25 protein-coding genes are annotated in these 25,128 nt (G+C 53.4%); 15 read left to right on the forward strand and 10 right to left on the reverse strand.

The genetic code is table 11. The features are described 5' to 3' along the window. Window positions 1-2: 2 nt before the first annotated feature. From DY252_RS17340 to DY252_RS17375, 8 genes are all read right to left on the reverse strand, one after another. Complete coding sequence (locus DY252_RS17340; RefSeq protein ID WP_008890391.1) at window positions 3-728, reverse strand: OmpA/MotB family protein; 726 nt, start codon at window positions 726-728, stop codon at window positions 3-5. Further along, window positions 725-1,609 (reverse strand): flagellar motor protein MotB, encoded by an 885-nt coding sequence (locus DY252_RS17345; RefSeq protein WP_231959694.1) that lies wholly within the window; start codon window positions 1,607-1,609, stop codon window positions 725-727. Before DY252_RS17345 ends, DY252_RS17340 begins: the two co-directional genes overlap by 4 nt. 11 nt (window positions 1,610-1,620) lie before the next feature. Then, entirely contained in the window at window positions 1,621-2,262 is a 642-nt protein-coding gene (locus DY252_RS17350) for a protein phosphatase CheZ (RefSeq protein WP_064788592.1), read from the reverse strand. Between the two features lie 35 nt (window positions 2,263-2,297). Further along, window positions 2,298-2,684 (reverse strand): response regulator, encoded by a 387-nt coding sequence (locus DY252_RS17355; RefSeq protein ID WP_008890394.1) that lies wholly within the window; start codon window positions 2,682-2,684, stop codon window positions 2,298-2,300. Window positions 2,685-2,903: 219 nt separating this feature from the next. Next, the gene (locus DY252_RS17360) at window positions 2,904-3,632 is read right to left on the reverse strand and encodes a MotE family protein (RefSeq protein ID WP_064788593.1); all 729 of its coding nucleotides are present in this window, start codon (window positions 3,630-3,632) and stop codon (window positions 2,904-2,906) included. A 151-nt stretch (window positions 3,633-3,783) separates the two neighbouring features. Continuing rightward, the gene (locus DY252_RS17365) at window positions 3,784-4,476 is read right to left on the reverse strand and encodes a DUF6468 domain-containing protein (RefSeq protein ID WP_064788594.1); all 693 of its coding nucleotides are present in this window, start codon (window positions 4,474-4,476) and stop codon (window positions 3,784-3,786) included. A gap of 3 nt (window positions 4,477-4,479) precedes the next feature. Further along, on the reverse strand, window positions 4,480-5,631 hold the full coding sequence (gene fliM, locus DY252_RS17370) for a flagellar motor switch protein FliM (RefSeq protein WP_063087511.1): 1,152 nt from the start codon (window positions 5,629-5,631) through the stop codon (window positions 4,480-4,482). A 42-nt stretch (window positions 5,632-5,673) separates the two neighbouring features. Beyond that, a complete protein-coding gene (locus DY252_RS17375; RefSeq protein ID WP_008890398.1) occupies window positions 5,674-6,210 on the reverse strand; it encodes a flagellar basal body-associated FliL family protein in 537 nt (178 codons plus the stop codon). Window positions 6,211-6,693: 483 nt separating this feature from the next. Here DY252_RS17375 and DY252_RS17380 point away from each other — a divergent pair, with 483 nt between their 5' ends. The 4 genes from DY252_RS17380 to flgH all read left to right on the forward strand — a co-directional run bounded on the left by DY252_RS17380 (window position 6,694) and on the right by flgH (window position 10,303). Further along, window positions 6,694-7,452: a flagellar hook-basal body complex protein gene (locus DY252_RS17380; RefSeq protein ID WP_008890399.1), complete on the forward strand. Its 759-nt coding sequence runs from the start codon at window positions 6,694-6,696 to the stop codon at window positions 7,450-7,452. A 70-nt stretch (window positions 7,453-7,522) separates the two neighbouring features. Further along, window positions 7,523-8,308 carry a flagellar basal-body rod protein FlgG gene (gene flgG / locus DY252_RS17385; RefSeq protein WP_008890400.1) on the forward strand — a complete coding sequence of 262 codons (786 nt, stop codon included), beginning with the start codon at window positions 7,523-7,525 and terminating at the stop codon, window positions 8,306-8,308. A 186-nt stretch (window positions 8,309-8,494) separates the two neighbouring features. Continuing rightward, on the forward strand, window positions 8,495-9,424 hold the full coding sequence (gene flgA, locus DY252_RS17390; RefSeq protein ID WP_064788595.1) for a flagellar basal body P-ring formation chaperone FlgA: 930 nt from the start codon (window positions 8,495-8,497) through the stop codon (window positions 9,422-9,424). Window positions 9,425-9,529: 105 nt separating this feature from the next. After that, complete coding sequence (flgH, locus tag DY252_RS17395; RefSeq protein ID WP_008890402.1) at window positions 9,530-10,303, forward strand: flagellar basal body L-ring protein FlgH; 774 nt, start codon at window positions 9,530-9,532, stop codon at window positions 10,301-10,303. Window positions 10,304-10,549: 246 nt separating this feature from the next. On the opposite strand, the gene dksA is transcribed toward flgH, so the two are convergent. Together dksA and DY252_RS17405 are read right to left on the reverse strand one after the other, a co-directional pair. Then, window positions 10,550-10,966, reverse strand: coding sequence for an RNA polymerase-binding protein DksA (gene dksA / locus DY252_RS17400; RefSeq protein ID WP_008890403.1), 417 nt, complete (start codon window positions 10,964-10,966; stop codon window positions 10,550-10,552). Between the two features lie 150 nt (window positions 10,967-11,116). Then, on the reverse strand, window positions 11,117-11,560 hold the full coding sequence (locus tag DY252_RS17405) for a flagellar assembly protein FliX (protein WP_064788596.1): 444 nt from the start codon (window positions 11,558-11,560) through the stop codon (window positions 11,117-11,119). Here DY252_RS17405 and DY252_RS17410 point away from each other — a divergent pair. The 11 genes from DY252_RS17410 (at window position 11,559) to DY252_RS17460 (ending at window position 24,911) form a co-directional block, all read left to right on the forward strand. Further along, entirely contained in the window at window positions 11,559-11,768 is a 210-nt protein-coding gene (locus tag DY252_RS17410) for a hypothetical protein (RefSeq protein ID WP_064788597.1), read from the forward strand. The genes DY252_RS17405 and DY252_RS17410 overlap by 2 nt on opposite strands. Window positions 11,769-11,928: 160 nt before the next feature. Further along, a complete protein-coding gene (locus tag DY252_RS17415; protein WP_008890406.1) occupies window positions 11,929-13,071 on the forward strand; it encodes a flagellar basal body P-ring protein FlgI in 1,143 nt (380 codons plus the stop codon). Then, a complete protein-coding gene (locus DY252_RS17420; RefSeq protein WP_008890407.1) occupies window positions 13,071-13,418 on the forward strand; it encodes a rod-binding protein in 348 nt (115 codons plus the stop codon). The genes DY252_RS17415 and DY252_RS17420 overlap by 1 nt, the downstream gene beginning before the upstream one ends. Before the next feature lie 2 nt (window positions 13,419-13,420). After that, window positions 13,421-13,882: a hypothetical protein gene (locus tag DY252_RS17425; RefSeq protein ID WP_064788598.1), complete on the forward strand. Its 462-nt coding sequence runs from the start codon at window positions 13,421-13,423 to the stop codon at window positions 13,880-13,882. A 17-nt stretch (window positions 13,883-13,899) separates the two neighbouring features. Next, window positions 13,900-16,311: a flagellar hook-associated protein FlgK gene (gene flgK, locus DY252_RS17430; RefSeq protein ID WP_064788599.1), complete on the forward strand. Its 2,412-nt coding sequence runs from the start codon at window positions 13,900-13,902 to the stop codon at window positions 16,309-16,311. Between the two features lie 27 nt (window positions 16,312-16,338). Continuing rightward, entirely contained in the window at window positions 16,339-17,577 is a 1,239-nt protein-coding gene (locus tag DY252_RS17435; RefSeq protein ID WP_064788600.1) for a flagellin N-terminal helical domain-containing protein, read from the forward strand. Window positions 17,578-17,676: 99 nt separating this feature from the next. Beyond that, on the forward strand, window positions 17,677-18,147 hold the full coding sequence (gene fliW / locus DY252_RS17440; RefSeq protein WP_064788601.1) for a flagellar assembly protein FliW: 471 nt from the start codon (window positions 17,677-17,679) through the stop codon (window positions 18,145-18,147). A 110-nt stretch (window positions 18,148-18,257) separates the two neighbouring features. Next, entirely contained in the window at window positions 18,258-19,604 is a 1,347-nt protein-coding gene (locus DY252_RS17445) for a flagellin N-terminal helical domain-containing protein (protein WP_082923441.1), read from the forward strand. Between the two features lie 569 nt (window positions 19,605-20,173). Beyond that, window positions 20,174-21,514 carry a flagellin N-terminal helical domain-containing protein gene (locus DY252_RS17450; protein ID WP_129542767.1) on the forward strand — a complete coding sequence of 447 codons (1,341 nt, stop codon included), beginning with the start codon at window positions 20,174-20,176 and terminating at the stop codon, window positions 21,512-21,514. Between the two features lie 357 nt (window positions 21,515-21,871). Then, window positions 21,872-23,212, forward strand: a complete 1,341-nt coding sequence (locus DY252_RS17455) for a flagellin N-terminal helical domain-containing protein (RefSeq protein ID WP_129542767.1) — start codon at window positions 21,872-21,874, stop codon at window positions 23,210-23,212. 358 nt (window positions 23,213-23,570) lie between these two features. Next, a complete protein-coding gene (locus tag DY252_RS17460) occupies window positions 23,571-24,911 on the forward strand; it encodes a flagellin N-terminal helical domain-containing protein (RefSeq protein WP_129542768.1) in 1,341 nt (446 codons plus the stop codon). The last annotated feature ends 217 nt before the right edge of the window (window positions 24,912-25,128 follow it).

Genomic DNA, 25,128 nt, shown 5'->3' on the forward strand with positions numbered 1-25,128 from the left:
ACTTACGTGCCTCCGATCCCGCTTCCCCCGTGAGGCTCGATTACAATGTCGACTCGGCGCGCCATTGCAAATCGCGCCTCCTCATCCAAGAGTTTGGGAAGCTGGTCGTATCTTGATGCCGCAAATCCGTAAATATTTATGTAATCTGTGTAACCGGATTGCTTTAACTCGTTGGCAACAGCCCCGGCACGGGCCAGCGAAAGTTCCCAGTTCGATGCATATTGCCCACGCCCGCTAAGCGGCCTTGGATCAGTATGCCCCTGAACACCGATACGGTTACCGATATTGCGTAACACCCCGCCCAGCACAAACAAGGCCTGTTGCGCCTTGGGTGTCATATCCGAACTACCGGCAACAAACAGAATATCACCCGGCAGGGAAATCACCAGTTTGTCGGCTTCGCGCGACATGCGCGCATCCCCCAGCACCGGGTTGTCATCAATCGCGTCGTCAATCACGGCACTGAGATAATCAAGGTTCATTGCCGGTTTGCGATACACACGCGGAATGTTCATGTTCGCCATCGGCTCGTCAGTATCTTCGACCGGCGACGGTTTGATCGATTGCGACAAGGCATCAACGACCTCGTCCCAGCGATCGATCTTGACCTTGGACATGGCAAACAGCATGACAAAGAATGTTAGCAGCAGCGAAATCAGATCCGCCAGACTAAGCATCCAGGGCGGTGGGCCCTTGACCTCTGGCTTGCGTGGTGCGTCTTCGCTCATCCGCCACCTCCCGATGCTTGCGGTCCAAGCGGGATCGGCTGGGAAATGGATGGCTGCGCGCCACCATTTGCCGGCGGGATCATGAATTGTTGAGGCGCGACAGCACCCGTCTGCCCGCCCGAACCACCGCCATTCGCGCCAGAGTCCGGCGTCGTGGAGGTCGGCGTTGCGGCGGGCGTTTCATTTCCATTGCCGTTACGATTGATCGGTTCCGGCGCTTCCTTGGGACCGAAATTCCAGAAAAAACGGAACGTCACGATGAACGGGTCGGCACCCGGGTCAATCCCGACAAAGAAACGGTCTTCGGGTGCGCCGACATCGGTCAGTTCGCGGGCAAATGATCCGGCCTGGGCGATCTGAAGATTGTTTTCAATCTGGATGGTGCCTTTGTCTTCGATCTGGCTGCCCATGACCATTTCCATCTCGTAGGAGGCATAGCCATCGTCATCGGCCAGCACTTCGGCAAGCTGGCGCATGAAATCGGCCTGTCTTTCGCGGACCAGAATGGAATTGGTATCAAACAGCTGATCGACATGCATGATGACCTCCATCAGCTTGCCCGGCTGAATAACTTCAACCCGGACCACTTTGATGGCGGTTTCAAAAAGATGCCCCAGCTTGTCCTGGGTTTCCTGTGCTGATACCGTTGGCCCCTCGATGGAGGTCACAGTCTGCAGACTGGTTGTCGGCGGGAGAATGGCCGCGAATGCCGAGGAAAGGCTTTCCTGCACTTCGCGAGTTTTGACCTCTTCAAAGGTCGAAATGGTATTGAGCAGAATGAAAAAGGCTAGCAGAAGAAGATAGAGCGCCAGAAACAACGCCACTGCCCCGTTTGTAGGGGGGGAAGGTGGTGTCGGTCCATCGTCCTCTATCTCCGCCATGATAACGCCACTTAGTTAAACATCGCGTCGATGTCGGCCTGCGTTACGCCTTTTCCTTCAAGCTGCGGACCGTTCAGCAAAGCCTCTTCGCCTTCCAGTTCTTTTTTCTTCCGCGGGTTGGCGGCAGCATATTTGGCGATTTCATCACCAAATGCCGTCACAAGCCCTTCAACCCGTTCTTCGATGGATTTCAGGGCCTTGATCACCTTGGTGGTGCGCTGGCCGGTGATATCCTGGAAGTTACAGGCTTCGTAGACGCGCATCGTTGCACTGGTCACGATTTCAGCCTGTTCTGGCGGCAAGGTGCTTGCGAATTCTTCAAGCGTGTCCATGGCATCAAGGATTTCGTGCGTCGCCCCGGCAGTCGCATCGACGATGGCATCAAGCTCGTCGGTTGCGTTGGGGATGTACTCGGCCTTGATATCGTCCGGACGAAGCGAGGCGATTTCCGATTTCATCTTGCGAATGATGCCGGAAAGCTCATCGAGCTCGCCAAACAAACGTTTCTGATCATCGGTCGGTTTATCGCCCATAAAGCGCGACAACTGATCCATCAGATCGGACAATTGTTCGACCTTCAGGTCATCACCGTCAAGGCGAGCCTGAAGATCATTCAACAACTGACGTAGTTCGTCTTTGGTCGCCTTAGACATAGCGGTATCGCGGGACACCTGCCCCGCGCTCCTGATCAGAAATCACCAATGACAGTCTTCATCTTGCCTTTCAACGTCTCTGCGTTGAACGGCTTGACGATATAGTTGGAGACGCCTGCCTTTTTCGCCATGACCACGTTCTCGGTCTTGGCTTCAGCGGTGATCATGATGAAGGGCATATCCTTCAGTTTTGCGTCTGCGCGGACTTCCTTCAGAAGCTGAAGACCGGTCATCGGCTCCATGTTCCAGTCGGAAATCACGAGGCTGAACGGAGCCTCACGCAGTTTGCGAAGCGCCATGCTACCATCGGTCGCTTCTTCAATATTCGTAAAGTTGAGCTGCCGCAGAAGGTTACGGATGATACGCAACATGGTTTTGTAATCATCCACAATCAGGATCGGCATATTCGGATCGACGGCCATTCACAACTCCATCAGCTATCTGATCTCCCACCCTTGCCTACCATACTTCCGCATAGTAACAAGGCCCCTAATAATCGTGATGTACCTATTTAATATTGGTTAATCAAGATGTTTAACCCACGATTAAATTCGCCACCACGTTGTCTTCGCTCAAAAATTCTCCCCCAACGGCCACTCTTTCCCATTCGGGCCGTGCGGTCAATCCTTTGCAGCGTTCCGCTATTGAAGCGGCAACATGTTGATATCCTGCTTGTAGGCCAGCTCGGACGTCAGCGCGCGCGCACGATCCGGTGTCATTTCTGACAGAACGGCTGCCGTGTTCGCTTCGCGCATGCCCAGTGCGACCTGCAGAAGAATATCCATATCAAGATCGTTCCAGATGCGTGCCGCATCTTTCGGCTTCATTTTTTCATAAACGCTGATCAGCTTTTTGATGCGATCGTCTTCCTGCGCTTCCTTGGTTTCGACCAGACCTTCGATGGCCGATTTAAGGGATTTCATTTCCTCGATCTTGGCATCGATGCGCGCCTCGGCGGCGGCAATCAGGCTTTCGCGTTCGTCAAGGCGCTGCTCCTTGCGGTCCAGCTCGACACGGCGGACCGACAGGTTCTGCAACAGGTCAATTTCTTCCTGGGTGAAAAGCGTCGGATCGCCGCCCAGCATCGGCGGCACGTCGGGGTTACCCGTGACACCGTCAATCGGCTCACCTTCCATGGTAAGCGCTTCCGGGTTATCCAGACCCGGATCACCATTTTCCGGTGTCGCGGCCTGTTCGGCAGCAGGATCGGGTGCCGGTGCCTGCGCCTGGGCCATCTGCACCACGCTGACACCTTTATTCTCTGCCGTTTCCGGCTTGGCGGAGTCATACGAAAACAGGTTGACCACCCGCATCGAAAGCACCATCACGCCAACCAGAACGACCAACGGCAGAATACGCACACCTGACATTCACACACCCAAGCATGTCGGCACAAAGTGCCCATGCTCCTTCCCGATTGATTTCTGTCCGTTCCAGTGGAACGGGATCCTACCCATTAGATATATAGAAAACTCGTAATCTCAAGACCGACAACAACGCAAATTCGTTGCTTGAAACTTCTTATCGAACCGACCGCAAGGCCGCCAGCAATTCACGTTCTGCCTCGGAACGCCCAGCATCTTCATCCTGATCATAAGGATCGGACACATCCGCCCGACTGCCATACGATCCCCCCGAACGCGCGGGCTCTTCGCGGTCATAGCCATCATCGACCGGGCCATTTCCCCCGCGCTCGATCTCGCCAACCATTCTGGCGGCAAGTTCTTCGGCACGGGTTTCAACACCGACGCGATCACGGTCGTCAATGACATCATTGCGGTCTTTGGCCGCCTTCATCCGCCCAAGACCGGCATTACCCGCCCCGGCCGATTTTCCACCATCACCGCCCGCAGCCATGCCGTCGGCCGCGTTTCCAGCGGTACGGCGCACGGAATTAACGTCGCGCGCAGCCTTTTCAAGGCGGTTGGCGATGCTTTCACCGCGATCGACCATAAAGCTCAGGTCTTCGTTCAGTGCGCTGGCCTTTTCAATATCCTCGCGCAGCCGTTCGCCAGACTGCTCCGCCATTTCCTTAAGGGCGGTGATCGACGTTTCGGCGCGCTCATTGGCGGCATTGAAAGCGGTCAGGAAGTTCTGCATGTCTTCGCGGCTACGCCGAAAAGCTGCCAGCTTGCGGTTCAGAATAATCGCATAGACAATCGTTGCCCCCAACAGCACGATCATCACAAGATCCAGATAGAACGCGAAGTCCATCAGCTAGTCTTCCTCGTTTATGCGCGCACGATCACGAACCTGAATGGCAATCCTGTCACCCTTGCGCCCCATCAACCCCTTGAACAACGGCACATCCCCGCAGCGGACCTCGACAGGCGAGGTCGGACCAGTATTAAGAACCAGTCTGTTCCCAACTTCAAGGTTGAGGACATCGCCAAGCGCCATGATCTGTTCATCAAGAACAGCCAATAGATTAACATGGGTCTGCCACAGCTCATTTGCGAGGTGGTTTTCCCAAATGGAGTCACGACCGAACTTTTCCCCCATGAACATCTGAAGCAGAAGTTCACGAACCGGTTCCAGCGTCGCATAAGGGATCAGAAGTTCAAGTCGACCACCACGGTCTTCCATGTCGATGCGAAGCTTCGCCACGATGGCGGCGTTGGCATGACGAGCAATGGTGGCAAAACGCGGGTTGGTTTCAAGGCGCTCAAAGCGGAATGTCACCGGGCTTAGCGGGTCAAACGCAGCCGAAAGATCACCAAGAACCACGTGGATCATACGTTCCACAAGGTTACGTTCGATCGTTGTGTAGGGACGACCTTCAATACGCATGGCCGCCGTACCGCGACGCCCCCCCAGAAGAACGTCCACGATGGAATAAATCAGCGCTGAATCGACGGTCAGCAGCCCGTAGTTATCCCACTCCTCTGCCTTGAAAACACCAAGCATCGCCGGCAACGGGATCGAGTTCAGGTAATCACCGAAACGCAGCGACAGGATGTTATCAAGCGAGACTTCGACGTTATCGGATGTGAAGTTACGCAAGGACGTCGACATCATACGCACAAGGCGGTCGAACACGACTTCAAGCATCGGAAGTCGTTCATAAGCCACCATCGACGAGTTGATAATCGCCTGAATACCCGACTGATCGCCTGCACCCGAACCGTCATCAAAGCCGAGAAGACTGTCAATTTCGTCCTGGTTCAGAACGCGCGCAGATGTGCCGCCGCCCATGGCTTCGGCCATATCGTCGCCGCCGCCATCATCGTCGCCGTCATCATCGCCGAGCATGGATTCCCATTCGGCGGCCATGTCCTCGCCGCCGTCGTCTCCACCCTCGTCATCGCCGCCTGCCATGGCTTCCCATTCAGCGGCGAGAGCATCATCATCTTCGTCTTCATCAGCCATCAGCGATTGCTTCCTGAATTTGGCACTCGGGCTGCTACAAGATTATTGTACCAGCATTTCCTTGAACAAAACGTCGTTTATTTTCGCAGGCTTGGCTGCGGCACTCACCCGGATCAAAAGTTCTTCGCGCAATCTGAACATCCCTTCGGAGCCGGAAAGATCCTCTGGACGCAGTTCGCGAAGATAGACCTGAAAGTTGTCAACAATGCGCGGCATCATCTGTTCGACCTGCGGCAGCATTCCCTGATCGGCGACTTCCAGACTGACACGGATTTTAAGGTAACTCTGCTTTCCGCCACCGGTATTCAGATTGACCAGAATTTCCGGCAAGTCGACAAAGCCGACATTTTCCGGAACGCCCGGGTCATTTTCAATCGAATCTTCTGTGATGACTTCCTCAGTCTGCTCGCCACCGCCACCGGTCAGCATGTCTATCACCGGCTGAAGCATGCCGGTGAAATACGCCGCCGCAGCACCGCCCAGCAAAAGCAGCACAAGCAGAATGACCACGACCAGCATCTTCTTGCTTCGGCCACCGCCACCCTCGTCCATTTCGATTTCGTCGACGTCGTCACCCATCGCTTCGCGAATTCCTGCGTTTGAAGTTCTATCTTCCTGATCCAGCAAACACTGTGCCGGATTAAAAGCCATAACGCTATCACGTTAAAAATATGTTGCGTTTCGGTCTATTGGTGATTTGTCACAGCGGCAAATATCACCATCTCAGCGCCATATGCTCAGCCCGGGCACGCAAAGCAATAGCTTGTCGTGGCCATCCCGGAATAAATTGCCGGATCGGAGTATCCGGCTTGTGGCGCAATTGTCAGATGATCCTTTACGACCCTGCAAACCGGACATGTTTTGCCGAGCTCCCCGACCACCCGGCAATCCTTTGCCCATAACGGCAGTCGGCAACGGCACTTTCAGTCAAACCACAGCAAAAAAGACCGGCAACAAATGCCGAACTTAAAATTTATTATTTTAAATCAATTACTTAATAAAACTGGCACGCAGATCGCATCCCTGATGGTCAAGTTACAGTCCTGAAAGGGAAATTCGACCATGGAAAACGTTTCATACATTGCACTGTCTCGTCAGAAGACGCTGCGCAGCATGATGAACAACCTGTCGCAGAACATGGCAAACATGAACACGACCGGTTACAAAGAGCAGCGCATGATGTTCACTGACTGGATCGCAAAGAACAAGGACGCGCCGTTCCGTGGCGAACGCGAAATCTCGCTGGTTCAGGATATCTCGCAATACAGAAATACAACTGTCGGCAACATTGAACATACAGATCGTCCGCTTGATGTGGCGCTTAGCCAGCCGGACATGTTCTTTGCCGTCGAAACGCCAACCGGTGTCCAATATACCCGTTCAGGCAACTTTTCCCTCGATCCGGGCGGCCAGCTGATCACCAATGACGGTTTTCCCGTGCTGAGTGATGCTGGGCAACCTCTGTTCTTTAACGAGGCAGATGGCCAGATCGAGATCAAGGGCGACGGATCCATCTCGACCGATATCGGCCAGATCGGCAAACTTCAGGTCGTTACTGTCGATAACGTGCAGGAAATGATCGTCACCGGGAACACCCTTTATCGTGCACCGGAAGATGAAAACAACGCAGACGCCGTCGAGCTTGTCGAAAACCCCGGCATTGTTCAAGGCGCGCTGGAAAAATCCAACGTCAATCCAATCAGCGCCATGACGCAGATGATTGACGTTCTTCGCACGTATCAATCGGTCAGCCGTTCTCTTGAAAGCGAGAACGAGCGTATGCGCAACATGATCAACAAACTCGGGGATGTCCGCGCCTGAACCGGCAGTGGCACCCGATAGATAACATCGAATTATAGCGCAAAATCTGCGCAATCGAAGGAGAAGACAGATGCGGTCACTTGATATCGGCGCTTTGGGCATGCAGGCTCAGTCCACCAACGTGGATGTGACCTCGCACAACATCGCCAACATGACCACCACCGGTTACAAGCGCCAACGTGCTGAATTCCAGGATCTGCTGTATCAGGATTTGCGCCGTGCAGGTTCGCCGTCATCCGATACTGGCACGATCGTGCCAACCGGCGTTCAGGTTGGTCTTGGTGTGAAGACCGCAGCAATCGGCCGTTACATGGGTCAGGGCTCACTGACCATGACCGAGAACGAGCTTGATATTGCCATTCAGGGCCGCGGGTATCTTCAGATCGACCTGCCCAGCGGGGAAACGGCTTATAGCCGTGATGGTACGCTTAAACTTGATGCCAACGGGGCGCTTGTGACCAAGGATGGCTTTGCGGTTCAGCCGGGCATCACGGTTCCGGCCAATGCGCGCTCGGTAACGATCAACTCCAACGGTGAAGTTTTTGCCGAGATCGATGGCCAGGTTGCCCCGCAGAACCTTGGTCAGCTTCAGCTTGCGACCTTTATTAACCCGCCGGGCCTGAACGCCCTTGGCGACAACCTGTTCCTTGAAACCGAAGCATCCGGCCAAGCCAATGTCGGCGCCCCGGGTGATGTCGGCTATGGCACGGTTCAGCAGGGATACCTTGAATCCTCGAACGTCAACGTGGTTCAGGAAATCACCAACCTGATCAAGGCGCAGCGCGCTTATGAAATGAACTCCAAATCGATCTCGACCACGGACGAGATGATGAGCGCCGTCAGCAACCTGCGATAATTTCCGGTTCTGAAAGCATTTCGTTTGCGCAAGTCGCGGTCACATGATCTGCGAACTTGCGCAAACTGTATTTACGCGATTTATACCGTTCCGTGGTACAGTAGGCGGATGAAGATAAAGAACATAATCCTTGCGCTCGCACTGTTGTCCGCAATTGCGTCTCTGCCCCCTTTGACAGAGAGCGCTTTGGCGCAATCATCGCAAGGCAGCAACCTTCGCAACAATCAGCCGAGCAGTTCTTCCGTCTTTCTTAAACCCGATGCCCTGGTCGAAGGTCAGTATGTGACCTTGGGTGATCTGTTTTCCGGGCTTGATCCCCAACAGCAAGATATTGCCGTCGCCCATGCGCCACAGCCGGGCAAACAAACCGTTCTTGATTATCGCTGGCTATACGGGATTGCCCAGCGCCACAATGTCGAATGGCGTCCGCGCACAACAGCCGATCAGGTCCTGATCACACGCGCCAGCCAAGTGATTACCATGGATGAAATCCGTGAAGCGGTCGAAATTTCCCTGGTTGACTATGGTATTCAGCGTCCCTTCACGGTCGATCTTTCGAGTGACAATTTCCAAATTCATCTACCCGTTGACGCCCGCAACAGTGTTGACGTCATTGCCATCGAAGTCAATTCACGCACCCAGCGCTTTGTTGCCAGCGTCACAACCGGCGCCCAGACTGCCCAACAGCGGACATATCGGATCAGCGGCAAATATTACCCGCTAACAAGCGTTCCGGTGTTGGTCGAACCAGTATCACGCGGCTCTGTCATCCGTTCCGATCAGGTCGAATACCGCGATTTCCGGTCCGAACGCGTTCCAAACGGGGCCATTCGCGACATCAATGATGTTATTGGCAAGGAAGTCATGCGGCCCAGCAATCCCAATGAACCCTTGATGTTCCGGGATCTGAGCAACCCCATTCTGGTCCGTCGCGGATCGCTTGTGATTATTCGCCTGGTCACCGCCAATATGTCCCTGACCGCACGCGGCAAGGCAATGGAAGACGGATCACTTGGTGATGTCATTCGCGTGGTCAACCAATCGAGCAACAAAACCATTCAGGTCGAAGTCGTTGCCGAGAACGAAGTCCGCGCCCTGCCCGCTCTGTCGCAGTAATCCGCGCCCCAAAACGCGACACAACCCGGCAAGCTTTTCCTCTTATACTAGCCGATAACTGGCACGGTACTTGCGTCAAGAAATGCAGGAACCCAGGAGGAATTCATGCCTACTAAAATTACCCAGATATCTTGGCGACGCATCGCGCTTGTCAGTTCGCTCATCGGGGCCACAGCATTGCTGTCAGGCTGCAACGCGATGAAACGGCTTTCCGAAGTTGGCGAACCGCCGAAACTGTCGTCCATTGATAACCCGACACAGTCAGAGGCCTATCGCCCGGTAAGTTTGCCGATGCCGGCCCCGCAGGTTGCCGAACGCAACCCGAACTCACTATGGCGTGCCGGCGCACGGTCCTTCTTCAAGGATCAACGCGCAAACCAGGTCGGCGACATCCTGACCGTGGTTGTTGAAATGGAAGACCGCGCGGCCCTTGCCAACACGACAGTTCGTTCGCGCACCAATTCCGAGGATCTCGCTGTTCCGAACCTGTTCGGCCTTGAGGCGGAAGTAGCCAAGGTGCTGCCTGATGCGATTGATCCGAGTTCGATGCTGGATTTTGACAGTAACACCTCAAACCGGGGTGCCGGGACCCTTGATCGTAACGAAGCCATTGATTTGCGTGTTGCGGCCATCGTTATTCAGGTTCTGCCGAACGGCAACTATGTCATTCATGGTCGCCAGGAAATTCGTGTGAACAGTGAAATTCGCGAAGTCCAGATTGCCGGCGTTATTCGCGCTGCTGACATTAGCTCCGCAAACGAAGTCAATTACGACAAGATTGCAGAAGCCCGTATCTCATATGGTGGTCGCGGGACGATTTCCGATGTTCAGCAGCCACGCTATGGCAGTGAAGTTCTCGACATCATTCTGCCGTTCTAACATTTGAAAAGTCTTGTGGCTCAATCCCGTTTTCCGGGTTCCGGTTGACCACATGGCGAAGCGTTCAAAGGTCACCTTCGGGTGGCCTTTTTCGCATCAGAGCGACACAAAAACGAAAAGCCCGGCCAGAAGGCCGGGCTTTTGTGATTTTGGTTATCCCTAACCAGTAATCTCCCACCATGTCATGTCGTTGCATGACGGGGATCGGCCAAGCCAAATCCCAAGTATTTTTTCCACCCGGCGCGATCAATCGTCGCGACGTGTGCGCTCCATCCGTTCATGGCGTTCCTGGGCTTCGATGCTCAGGGTCGCAATCGGACGAGCTTCAAGTCTTTTCAAGCTGATCGGCTCGTCGGTTTCTTCGCAGTAACCATAAGATCCGTCTTCAATTCGACGCAATGCAGCATCAATTTTTGAAATAAGCTTGCGCGCCCTGTCACGAGTACGAAGTTCAAGTGCCCGGTCAGTCTCCGCCGACGCGCGGTCGGTAAGATCCGGTTCCTGAAGCCCGCCATCTTGCAGGTTCGCTAATGTTTCTGAAGATTCATGCAGAAGTTCTGCCCGCCAGGTCAAAAGTTTCTGGCGGAAATATTCCCGCTGACGCGGGTTCATGAACTCTTCGTCCTCAGCAGGACGATAGTCAGGTGGTAAAGTGATAGTCATGTATGCCCTCTATACAGGACTCATCGATCGCGCGGCAATATAGAGGCCACGCGCCAACGGTGCAAGCCGATTGAACAAATAAATGCCAATCACCCCTCAAAGGCGCAGAATTCTGCGATATTTCTATGGAAAATACCTTTGATTAAACAATCAAATCAGGCCGGAAACTTCAAGTTTCGCCAACTCAACCCGGGCGCGAAGATCAATCTCGTCGAGAACAGAAGAGAGTTCGGGATCATCAATCATTTCGCGCTGCTGGTCGAGCAAACCGACCAATTGCTGCAGGCGTGCGGGGGATAATTGGCCACTTAGCAAGCCGTCGCGCACAGCCTCAAGCTGCTCGAGCATGCTTTTTGCGCGCAACATTGCGGCCTTTTTGGGCGAATCCAGTGCATCCCCGCTTTGCTGGAGCGCAAGCAAGGCATCAAGGGCACTGACAGCCCCCGCACTTCGAACACCAGCGGCACCGCCAGCATCCCCGGAAGAGTCGAGCGAACGCATGGCGTCAGCAAAACCGCTTCCGCCAGATGTGCCTGACGATTTCTTGCGCGATGAAGTACTCGTACCGGCAGCCTTGGAACCGCTAACCTTCATGATCCGTGTCCGCTCAGTTGTTGTCGATCTGCTCAATGAACATATGCAGTGCGTGGTTGGATGCATTCATCCAGCCCGAGCGACCGGAGAATGGGCAAACACCAAACTTGCAGAAATGAGTCTCCCTCAATCGCGCCAGACGCGCAACGGGAAAAAAATGCCGGGTTGGCGCATCGGCCGCGACGACACAGAGGCAAAATCACCTTAAACGCGTCGTTTTCAGGGGATTTTGGCGTTACCAAGGTCGCCATCCGCAGAAAGCCTCAGTTGGCATGGTTTTCGCAAATAGCTTTGCAAACGCGGTTTACCCGATCAATCGCCTCATTTGCCGGATGCGCTGCATCCCATGTAAAAGCGGAATTAAGAGTATGATCACAGGTCTTGGCAAAATAGCACGCAATGCACTCGCAATGCTCACGCTGGGAATGCTTGCCCTGACGCAGCTTACCCCTGCACATGCACAATCACGCATCAAGGATATCGCCGATTTCGAAGGCGTACGTGACAACATGCTGGTGGGTTATGGCCTTGTGGTTGGCTTGAATGGTACTGGCGATGATCTGGGCGATGCAGAATTTACCCGCCAAAGTATGGTCGCGATGCTTGAACGCCTTGGCATCAACGTCCGCGACCAGATCGAAGACCTTGAGTCTGATAACATCGCGGCCGTGATGGCCACCGCAACCCTGCCGCCGTTTTCGCGTCAGGGGTCGCGCATTGATGTCAATATCAGCGCGATTGGCACTGCCGAAAGCCTCCAGGGCGGCACGCTGCTTGTGACCCCGATGGTCGGTGCTGATGGCGAAGTTTATGCCGTTGCCCAGGGCAATCTCGCGGTTGGCGGTTTTTCCGCTGGTGGCAACGCTGAAACCATCGTCAAAGGCGTTCCGACCTCGGCACGTATTGCAAATGGCGGCATCGTTGAACGCGAAATCGACTTTAACCTGAATTCCATGCAGGACATGTCAGTCGTCCTGCGCAATCCGGACTTCACCACTGCACGCCGTGTCTCCGAAGCAATTAATGCCTATCTGGGTGAAGTTGCTGCACGCGCCAGCGACCCGGGCACCGTCCGTCTGAACATTCCGGAACGCTACAATCAGAATATTGTCGCCCTTCTGACCGATATCGAACAGCTTCGTGTTGAACCCGATCAGATCGCGCGTGTGGTGATTGACGAAAACACCGGCACCATCGTGATGGGCGAAAATGTCCGGATCAACCGTGTCGCGATTGCGCAGGGCAACCTGACAATCCGTGTCACCGAAACGCCGCAGGTTTCCCAGCCCTCGCCCTTCTCCCAGACCGGCACAACCGAGGTTGTCGACCGCACCAATATCGAGGTCGATGAAGGCGAAGACAATCAGTTGGGCATCATGAATGGCGGTGTCAGCCTTCAGGAACTGGTCAATGGCCTCAACAGCCTTGGCGTTGGTCCGCGCGACATGATCACCATCCTTCAGGCCATCAAGACGTCTGGAGCGCTTCAGGCTGAAATCGAGGTGATGTGATGATGACCGACAGCACCGCCGCTCTGATGGCGCAGGCACAGGCCAGCGCACAATACGGCAAGCAAAACAATATCGCGGCCCGGATGGATGCACTCACAGACGGGCACATCAAGACCGAAGCACAGGCACGCAAGGCTGGCGAGGAATTTGAATCGATGTTCCTTGGCCAGATGCTCAGCCACATGTTTGCCGGCCTTGAAACCAACGAAATGTTTGGCGGCGGGCATGGCGAGACGATGATGCGTTCCATGCTTGTTGATGAATATGCCAAAGAAATGTCCCGCGCAGGTGGCATCGGAATTGCAGATGCCGTTACACGCGAAATCCTTAAAGTCCAGGAGGGATGAAAATGACCACCCAAGAGCTGGTTACCGAACTTAAAAGCGTCACCTATGACCTTATGTCCCTGCTGGAACGTGAATCCAGTGAACTGCGCAGCCTAACATCTGCCGAATATGAGCAATTCCTGTCGGAAAAATCTGCCTTGGCAATGCAGTACGAGCAGCTGGTTGTAAAACTGCGCAGCCGTGGTGAAGAACTCCGCGCCATGTCCGAAGAAGAACGTGAAGAGCTGCGCGAGCTTCAAGCCGAGTTTCAGCAGGCTGCACGGCGCAATATGAACACGTTACAGGCGGCCAAGGCGACCAACGAACGCGTGGTTCAGGCCATCGTCCGCGCGGTCAATGACAAATCTAAAGAAGAATGCACGACCTATACCCGCTCTGCCACCACCAGCAAGGCGTCGCTTGGCGGTTATGGTCGCACGATCAATAAGTCCGGTGGCGCCTACAGCGTCAACGAAACGCTCTAAGGGTAGAGGCAAAGATCATGTCACTTACTCAGGCACTCAATACTGCGATCTCTGGCCTTAACACGGCACAAGCCCGTATTGCGATCACGTCTTCGAACATTTCGAACGTGAATACCGAGGGCTACTCCAGAAAGATCGCCGGTCAGGAGACCTTGTCGCTTGACGGTGTCGGTGCCGGCTCCCAGGTTGCTGACATTTATCGTAACGTCAACGAGGGCCTGGTACGTGAAATGCGCGGCGAACTGGGCAAAGCCGGTCGCGAAGAAGCCCGTTATGAGTTCTTCATGCGCGTTCAGACCCTGTTTGGCACCACCCAGTCTGATGCTGCGATCAGCCAGCGCATCAACGATCTGGCCGACGCGTTTGAACAGCTTGGCGTTACCCCTGACCAGAATTCACCGCGTGTCGAAGCCATCGAAAGCGCAATTCAGGTCATGGAATCGTTCGAGAGGCTGTCAAGCCAGCTTCAGGATCTGCGCGATGACATCGATGACCAGATCACCGATGAGGTGAACAGTGCCAACACCTTGCTGACGCAGATTTCTGAGCTCAATACTGGCATCGTTCGTCTGAACAACCTTGATCAGCCAACGACAGAGCTTGAAGATCAGCGTGATCAGAAGCTTAATCAGCTGTCAAAGATCATAGATATCACGACCTTCAGCCGCAGTGATGGGTCGGTAGTCGTATATTCGGCAAATGGCGCAAACACGCTTCTTGATCGCTCCCCAAACAAGCTGACCTTTAATCAAACTGCTGGCTTCGAACCGGGCACGGGCGGCTCGGGTATTTCGCTTGATGGCGAAGACATTACGGACACGCTGCGTACAGGAACCCTGAAGGGTCTACTTGAGATGCGCGATTCAGAAATTCCGGCAATGAATGACCAGATCAATGAACTGGCTGCTCAACTGCGCGATGCCATCAATGAAGAACATAACAAAGGCACCTCGTTCCCGCCGCCAGCCAATCTTTCGGGCACACGCACGGTTGATGGCAGCGATCCGTTAACAGCGACCGGTGCATTTCGCGTTGCCGCACTCGATCAAAATGGTGACCTTGTTGCCACTGACAGCTGGGCTGATATTTCCCTGCCGACAACCCCGGCAACGGTTCAAGGCATCGTTGATGCGATCAATGCCTCGGACGCCGGATCGTATCTGACAGCATCACTGGTGGACAATCGCCTGGTTATCGAAGGCCAGGATGGTAACCGCGTTGCCATTAACGAATTAGACAGCGAGATCACGCTGAGCGATGGTCGCCAGCAGGGCATGTCACACTATTTTGGCCTAAATGACTTTGTCACGACCACCAAGAGATCCGATGTCATGAGCTCTGCCGCGCAACAAAGTTCGACAAGTGCGCTGGGTGTGACGGCAAGTTCCTTTACAATCAGTGCAGGCACGGGTGCGCTTGCCGGAGCGGGCATTACAGTCAACTACACTGCAACAGACTCGCTTGAAGATATCCGCGACAACATCCGTACAGCACTTCAGGGTGCAGGCTTCACCGCCGCTGCCGCCGAAGAAGCTGCCTTCATTGTCGAAGATGGTGACCGCTACCGTCTGGTCATTGAATATAATGCCAACCTGACGATCAATGATTCGGGCACGTTGTCCTCAAAGATCGGCTTCACTGAAGACCGTCCATCCCTGTCTGGCAACATGGATGTCGCCGCTGCAATCAAGAATGATCCCTCGCGGATTGTGCGCGGACAGATGAATGCGGACACTTACAATACCTCGACCGCAATCATCGATCCGGACGCGGCAATTCCTAACTTGGGCCCGCTTGTACCGCCGCCGGTTAACTATACATTGACTGTCAGTGGCAATTTTACAGATGTTGATATTGATTATGATACCAACACGTCGCTGCAAGACATCGCTGATGCCATCAACAACAGTGCGACGCTAACGGACAACAATATCACTGCTGAAGTCAAATTCGACAGCCAGTTGGGTGGTTATAAACTCCATGTCATAGATGCGGATGGCGATCCGTTCTATTTCAGCGACGATGGCCTGCCCAACGCAGATGCACTCACGACAGTTCTGGGGCTTGGCATCACTTTCGGCGTTCATGAAGGCGACAACAGTGCCGCAAACTCGATCAGTAATGCCTTTGAACGCACCGATATTGATTTCGGGGCAACCGATGGTCTGTCGGGCGAACGCACGTCGCTAACCGATTATGCAGCTGGCATTGTGGCAACCGCAGCGACAAAAGCCAGCATTGCCGAAAGTTCCTATGATTTCCAGGACAACCTGGTGGTTGACCTCAGCACCCGCATTCAGAACGAAGCCGGCGTCAACCTTGATGAAGAGATGTCGGATCTGGTGATTTTTCAGCGTGCCTACACCGCCACTGCCCAAGTGATTACCACGGTTGAGGAAATGTTTGATGCACTGCTCAATGCAGTTTAAACTGCATGCTTATGAAATGAGGCTGTCATGGTAACTCGTGTCGCGACATATACAAACCACACATTACTTTCGGACTTGGCACTCCGCAATGCTGCGCGTGTAACAGATCTTCAGAATCAGGCGTCCAGCGGTTACAAATCGCGCAATTACGCAGGCATCGCCGACAGCACGCAACGCCTGCTCAATCTTGAGACCGAATATAGCCGCACGGAACAGTACCTGCGCAATACAACGCAAGGTAAGTTGCGCCTGCAAAGCATGGAAACCGCCGTTGACAGCATGCTGACCATCGCGACCGAGATGAAGAGCTTGCTCATCCAGGCAAGCTCCGCTCAACAGGCTGATGACGTCAATATCCGTAACGAAGCGGACCAGGCACTGCAACAGATTGCCAACTTGCTCAATACCAACCTTGACGGACGCTTCCTTTTTGCCGGCGGACGTTCCGAAGAACCGGCAGTGGATATCGAGAAAATCGGAGCGCCGGACAACTATATCAGCAAACTTAATACGTCAGTGACAACTGGCGCAACCCTCGCATCACTTGGCGTCACAGGTGGCGCAGGTGGCGTACTCCAGATCGTCAGCACAGATGTTGACGGCAACAGCACGACCTCCACCGTCGCCTACAATTCTGCCACCGACGATATCGGCGACATCATGGATGCCATCAATAACGTCACAGCCAACCGCGCCATTGCGTCGCTGCGGGGGTTGGGTGGAGAAGGCCCTCCGCTTTTGAATATTGAAAATGTCGGCAACGGTTCGATCACAATTACCGAAACAGGTACCGGTGATTTTCTCTCAAAGCTTGGCATGGAAAAGATGGGCAATCCGCGCCCAGACGCCGATTATTATATGGGCGATCACCAGATCATGGATCTGCGGGTCGACGACAAGTACGATGTCTCCTATGGCATTTTGGGTGACAACCCGGCATTCCAGAAATTGGTTCAGGGCCTTGGCATTGCTGCAAGCACTGAAAACCAGGATGCGTTGACTGTCGCACTCGGCTTTATCAACGATGCAATCAACGAACTTCCAAACGTTCAGGGGCAAATCGGTCTCGATATTGCCAATGTCGAACGCTTCGAAGAACGCCATCAGGATTTCAAGGTTTTTGCCGCCCAGGCCATCACCGACATCGAAACTGTTGACGTTCCCCTGACCCTTGCGGAAGTCAGTCAGTATACGACGGCTCTGCAGGCCAGTTTTATTTCCATCTCACGCGCCGCAGATTTATCTTTGGCTAACTATTTGCGTTGATTGTGATATAAATCGTATTGCGTCTTTAACTGTTTTGTTCGCATGATACCAAGGGTAGTATGTGGGGCAGAACCTTTCGACCGTCGGAGAATTGCGGGAATGGAAACCGAAAACGTCGCCGAGAATGAAACACCTGAATCCGTTGTCGTGGAAACACGCTTCGGCGACATCGAGTTCAGCTGGGACAAAGGCATCTATATGCCGGTCGGCCTCCTTGGCTTTCCTGAACACCATGTTTTCGGACTGGCTAACATCCCCAACACATCACTTGATCAGTTCAAGCTTTATCAAAGCCTGACGGATGCAAGCCTGTCCTTTATCGTCGCACCGTATAATATGGAAAGCGGCGTTTACGCCGACAAAGACCTGATGACTGCGCAGAAAAGTCTCGCGATCGACAGTGCTGACATGGCCATTCTGATGGTTGTCACAATCCGGAGCGCACCAAGCGGTCAGGGCATTACGATGTCGACCAATCTGCGTGCGCCTATTCTTGTCGACACTGCGCGCCAGGTCGCCTGGCAGCATATTTTGCCCAATGAAAAATACTCTGTGCAGCATGACCTGTAATTTTTGCCTAGCATATTGGCACGCGCATTGCTTTGACGTCCCCCAAGGCAATGTCGCCGAGAGATTGAATGGCGTGAGCCATTCTATCTTATCCGTGTAGGAGGAATAAAATGGCTCTTAATATTATTTCCAACTATGCAGCGAACGTAGCCCATCGAAACCTGACTGCTTCGGACACGATGGCGACGCGCTCGCTTGCAAAACTTTCCTCGGGTACCCGTGTTGTTTCTGCACGTGATGATGCTGCATCCATGGCCATCGGTGCACGTCTGAACGCAACAACGGAATCCCTCAAGACCGCAACGGTTAACGTCAACCAGGCCAACTCGATGCTCCAGATCGCCGATGGCGGCATGGCAACCATTGATAACATCCTGGTGCGCATGAAAACGCTTGCCGTTCAGGCATCGTCTGGTAACTTATCGGATACCGAACGCGGCTTCCTGAACGATGAATTCGTTCAACTGCGTGAAGAAATTGACCGCATTTCTTCTTCTACCAACTTCAACGGCATTCAGCTGCTCGGTGATGGTGGTGACGTAGCAATTAACTTCGATGATCTCGCTTCGGGTGCCAGTGGTGCCGCCCTGGTTCCGGCAGCCGGTTTCGATCGCTTTGCCATCACCGACAACAACTACTGGGCGACCGACGCCAACGATAGCGGCGTCACTGATAACAACTTCCAGGTCAGCATCAACGAAGGTACTGCCGGTCAGGTGATCATGACGGTCACTGCCACCATTGATGGCACCATAGACCGCGTTCAGTCGATTGACGTTACCGACTATGCATCGGGTGGAACGACCGCTATCGGTGCTGGCGAAAATGCAACGCTGAACTTTGATGAGCTTGGTCTGACCTTCACGGTCAACACCAACTTCTCGGAAACCGTCACCTATGTTGAAGCCGGTACTGCCGGTAGCCAGGACTTCGGTAGCGACGCCTCCTTCGGTGCCGCGGGCGTTAACTCGACCCTCAACACAGTCAATATGGCTGCAGATAATGGTCAGCAGTTGCAGCAAACCGTCGACTTCCAGGTTGGCGCCGGTAATACGGCCAATGATCGATTGGCGATTGAATTTACGGCAGTAGATTCGGAGACCCTCGGCTCTGGCGCAAACGGGGCGCAAACATCTATTGCCGATCTGACGGACAATGCCATTGATACGGCGGCGAACGCCCAGAACGCAGTCGAAGTCGTCAGCCGAGCAATTGACGACCTGCAACGCGCTCGTGCAAATATTGGTACTTATCAAAACCGTCTGGACTTTGCTGGTCAGAACCTTGCATCTACCCAGGAAAATACGGAATCTGCACGGTCTACGCTACTTGACCTCGATGTTGCGTCTGAAATGACGAACTTCACATCGAAGCAGATTCTCGTTCAGTCGGGTGTGGCAATGCTGGCACAGGCAAACCAGATGCCGCAGAACCTCCTGCGTCTGCTTCAGGGTTAAGCTCCTAGCCTATAAGGTTTACAAAGACCACTTCAAACGGCGGCAATGTTTTGATTGCCGCCGTTTTTTTTGTTTCTTTTGCTCAATAACTCAAACAAAGTCGATAAATGCAGGCATAAGATTCCTATTGAGAATGGGCATTTCTTGTCGATATGCGCGTCGGAATTCACCGCATCGCCTAGATCGAACAGCTGTACGAATCGCTGCACTTTCAGTCAGCATCAATGCTTCTGCCCCTGACTTCACTGCAAATTATCGTGATTTATTTCGACAACTGCACTCTAGACATTCGTCTTCGACGAAACAGCCCGCTTTGCCAATTTAACCTATTGTTAATCTGATATTTTTCAACAAAAACGGTCTGTGACTTTCGCGTACAACAGTGAACATATTGATACTATGCATTTCCTTTAGCTATCTGTTAGCTATCTGTTTTTGTGGTTTTTTCTAGACTCTAGCCTCCAGCGAGCGTTTATGTATAAAGGTGAGCTACTTTAAGTTGTTCAAGATGAACAACAAGCTCACGTAACTATCGACTAGGACTTTCACTCCATGTAGGAAGATGAAAAATGGCTCTCAATATTATTTCCAACTACGCAGCCAACGTTGCTCACCGCAACTTGACTGCTTCTGACGAGATGGCGACCCGTTCGCTGTCGAAACTGTCTTCTGGTACCCGTGTTGTTTCCGCACGTGACGATGCCGCTTCCATGGCAATCGGTGCGCGTTTGAACGCAACCACCCAGGCTCTCAAAACTGCAACCGTGAACGTTGGTCAGGCCAACTCGATGCTCCAGATCGCCGATGGCGGTATGGCAACCATTGATGATGTTCTCGTTCGCATGAAGACACTGGCTGTTCAGGCATCGTCTGGCAACCTGTCCGATACCGAACGCGGCTTCCTCAATGACGAGTTCACCGAACTGCGTGACGAGATTGATCGTATTGCTTCCTCGACCAACTTCAACGGCATTCAGCTGCTTGGCAATGGTGGTGACGTTGCAATCAACTTCGACGATCTTGCTTCGGGTGCAAGCGGTGCTTCCCTGGTTCCGGCAGCTGGTTTCGATGGTTTTGCCATCACCGACAACAACTACTGGGCGACCGACGCCAATGCTGGCGGCGTTACCGATAACAGCTTCCAGGTCAGCATCAACGAAGGTACTGCCGGTCAGGTGATCATGACGGTTAGCGCCACCATTGATGGTGCAGTTGATCGTACTCAGTCGATTGACGTGACCGACTATGCATCCGGCGGCACCACCGCTATCGGTGCCGGCGAAAATGCAACGCTGAACTTCGATGAACTTGGTCTGACCTTCACGGTCAACACGAACTTCTCGGAAACCGTCACCTATGTTGAAGCCGGTACCGCCGGTAGCCAAGACTTCGGTAGCGACGCCTCCTTCGGTGCCGCGGGTGTTAACTCGACCCTCAACACAGTCAATATGGCTGCAGATAATGGTCAGCAGTTGGCAACCAGCATCGAGTTCCAGGTTGGTGGCGGCAACACCGCAAACGACCGTCTGTCGATCAACCTGACTTCGGTTGACTCAGAAGCGCTCGGGTCTGGCGGTACGGGCCAGGAGTCACTTGAAGACCTTGGTGCGAACGCAATCTCCACAGCTGCCGGTGCGCAGAATGCCGTCGAAGTTGTGACCCGCGCGATTGATGACTTGCAGCGCGCCCGTGCTGCGGTTGGTACCTCTCAGAACCGTCTGGACTTTGCTGGTCAGAACCTTGCATCCACGCAGGAAAACACTGAATCAGCGCGTTCCACCCTGCTTGATCTGGACGTTGCGGCCGAAATGACCGCCTTCACCTCCAAGCAGATCCTGGTTCAGTCGGGTGTCGCCATGCTGGCACAGGCAAACCAGATGCCGCAGAACCTGCTTCGTCTGCTGCAGTAATCTGCAGATTAACAAACATCTTTACAAAAAGGGGCGGCCTTCGGGTCGCCCCTTTCTATTTGCGTAACGACTCTGGCAACGAAATTCACAGTATTGCGAGATATTTCATAAATACATCACTACTTTTACGATTTTTTTATAACTGCCCCGACAACCAAAAAATATGCTTAAAGCACTGATTCGACTAAAAAGGGATAGGTGTAAAAATCTTATGGACAGTTTAGTAATACTTACGTATATTTTTATCACTCATTTAGATTTTGTTGATCAAGAGGATCTTCGAAGTCTGCTTCTGGCAAGAGTCAGAATTTGTTGAACGGCGTTACCGTTCAGAGCTATCCAAGTAGGAGAAACAAAATGGCTCTCAATATTATTTCCAACTACGCAGCCAACGTTGCTCACCGCAACTTGACTGCTTCTGACGAGATGGCGACCCGTTCGCTGTCGAAACTGTCTTCTGGTACCCGTGTTGTTTCCGCACGTGACGATGCCGCTTCCATGGCAATCGGTGCGCGTTTGAACGCAACCACCCAGGCTCTCAAAACTGCAACCGTGAACGTTGGTCAGGCCAACTCGATGCTCCAGATCGCCGATGGCGGTATGGCAACCATTGATGATGTTCTCGTTCGCATGAAGACACTGGCTGTTCAGGCATCGTCTGGCAACCTGTCCGATACCGAACGCGGCTTCCTCAATGACGAGTTCACCGAACTGCGTGACGAGATTGATCGTATTGCTTCCTCGACCAACTTCAACGGCATTCAGCTGCTTGGCAATGGTGGTGACGTTGCAATCAACTTCGACGATCTTGCTTCGGGTGCAAGCGGTGCTTCCCTGGTTCCGGCAGCTGGTTTCGATGGTTTTGCCATCACCGACAACAACTACTGGGCGACCGACGCCAATGCTGGCGGCGTTACCGATAACAGCTTCCAGGTCAGCATCAACGAAGGTACTGCCGGTCAGGTGATCATGACGGTTAGCGCCACCATTGATGGTGCAGTTGATCGTACTCAGTCGATTGACGTGACCGACTATGCATCCGGCGGCACCACCGCTATCGGTGCCGGCGAAAATGCAACGCTGAACTTCGATGAACTTGGTCTGACCTTCACGGTCAACACGAACTTCTCGGAAACCGTCACCTATGTTGAAGCCGGTACCGCCGGTAGCCAAGACTTCGGTAGCGACGCCTCCTTCGGTGCCGCGGGTGTTAACTCGACCCTCAACACAGTCAATATGGCTGCAGATAATGGTCAGCAGTTGGCAACCAGCATCGAGTTCCAGGTTGGTGGCGGCAACACCGCAAACGACCGTCTGTCGATCAACCTGACTTCGGTTGACTCAGAAGCGCTCGGGTCTGGCGGTACGGGCCAGGAGTCACTTGAAGACCTTGGTGCGAACGCAATCTCCACAGCTGCCGGTGCGCAGAATGCCGTCGAAGTTGTGACCCGCGCGATTGATGACTTGCAGCGCGCCCGTGCTGCGGTTGGTACCTCTCAGAACCGTCTGGACTTTGCTGGTCAGAACCTTGCATCCACGCAGGAAAACACTGAATCAGCGCGTTCCACCCTGCTTGATCTGGACGTTGCGGCCGAAATGACCGCCTTCACCTCCAAGCAGATCCTGGTTCAGTCGGGTGTCGCCATGCTGGCACAGGCAAACCAGATGCCGCAGAACCTGCTTCGTCTGCTGCAGTAATCTGCAGATTAACAAACATCTTTACAAAAAGGGGCGGCCTTCGGGTCGCCTCTTTACTATTTGCCTAGATCCGCTTCCACACAAAAGTTAGCTGTTGATGACGATTCGGGTTTCTTAGCTGGCAACCTACTTTTAAACGCAGCGACCAACAAGACGCGACTTTTTAACCCACTGTTTTTTATAGAATTCCGATTTTTATTTCTGTTTGAATGATTTTTTTCTGGACATCCAGCTCAAGAAAATGCCAATAGAAATCTCGTGGACCTTATTATAGGCTGTTCAAGAAGAACTCCTGAGGATCAATCCGCGCACATACAGACATGGTGTCTGATGTTCATTCCAAGTAGGAAGATGAAAAATGGCTCTCAATATTATTTCCAACTACGCCGCTAATGTAGCTCATCGCAACCTCACTGCGTCCGATGAGATGGCGACCCGTTCCCTTTCAAAACTGTCTTCTGGTACTCGTGTTGTTTCCGCACGTGACGATGCCGCTTCCATGGCAATCGGTGCGCGTTTGAACGCAACCACCCAGGCTCTCAAAACTGCAACTGTGAACGTTGGCCAGGCCAACGCAATGCTCCAGATCGCCGATGGCGGTATGGCAACCATTGATGATGTTCTCGTTCGCATGAAGACACTGGCTGTTCAGGCATCGTCTGGCAATCTGTCCGATACCGAACGCGGCTTCCTCAATGACGAGTTCACCGAACTGCGTGACGAGATTGATCGTATTGCTTCCTCGACCAACTTCAACGGCATTCAGCTGCTTGGCAATGGTGGTGACGTTGCAATCAACTTCGACGATCTTGCTTCGGGTGCAAGCGGTGCTTCCCTGGTTCCGGCAGCTGGTTTCGATGGTTTTGCCATCACCGACAACAACTACTGGGCGACCGACGCCAATGCTGGCGGCGTTACCGATAACAGCTTCCAGGTCAGCATCAACGAAGGTACTGCCGGTCAGGTGATCATGACGGTTAGCGCCACCATTGATGGTGCAGTTGATCGTACTCAGTCGATTGACGTGACCGACTATGCATCCGGCGGCACCACCGCTATCGGTGCTGGCGAAAATGCAACGCTGAACTTCGATGAACTTGGCCTGACCTTCACGGTCAACACCAACTTCTCTGCCTCTGTTAGCTACGTTGAAGCTGGTACCGCCGGCAGTCAGGACTTCGGTAGCGATGCCTCCTTTGGCACCGCGGGTGTTAACTCGACCCTCAACACAGTCAACATGGCTGCAGATAATGGTCAGCAGTTAGCAACCAGCATCGAGTTCCAGGTTGGTGGCGGCAACACCGCAAACGACCGTCTGTCGATCAACCTGACTTCAGTTGACGCAGAAGCGCTCGGGTCTGGCGGTACGGGCCAGGAGTCACTTGAAGACCTTGGTGCGAACGCAATCTCCACAGCTGCCGGTGCGCAGAATGCCGTCGAAGTTGTGACCCGCGCGATTGATGACTTGCAGCGCGCCCGTGCTGCGGTTGGTACCTCTCAGAACCGTCTGGACTTTGCTGGTCAGAACCTTGCATCCACGCAGGAAAACACTGAATCAGCGCGTTCCACCCTGCTTGATCTGGACGTTGCGGCCGAAATGACCGCCTTCACCTCCAAGCAGATCCTGGTTCAGTCGGGTGTCGCCATGCTGGCACAGGCAAACCAGATGCCGCAGAACCTGCTTCGTCTGCTGCAGTAATCTGCAGATTAACAAACATCTTTACAAAAAGGGGCGGCCTTCGGGTCGCCCCTTTTTGCATGACTACAGCAGCGATTGAATTCCAAATCGCTTGCTTCATCTGACAAAATCTATTTAAAGATCAGCACGAAATCTATACATCAGGATAATTGCTTAGCCTGTGTCAGATCCGTTGACTTGGAGTCGGATTCATTTACGAACCATTAACAAACCCGGC

The sequence above is a fragment of the Thalassospira indica genome, from assembly GCF_003403095.1.
GTDB lineage: Bacteria > Pseudomonadota > Alphaproteobacteria > Rhodospirillales > Thalassospiraceae > Thalassospira > Thalassospira indica.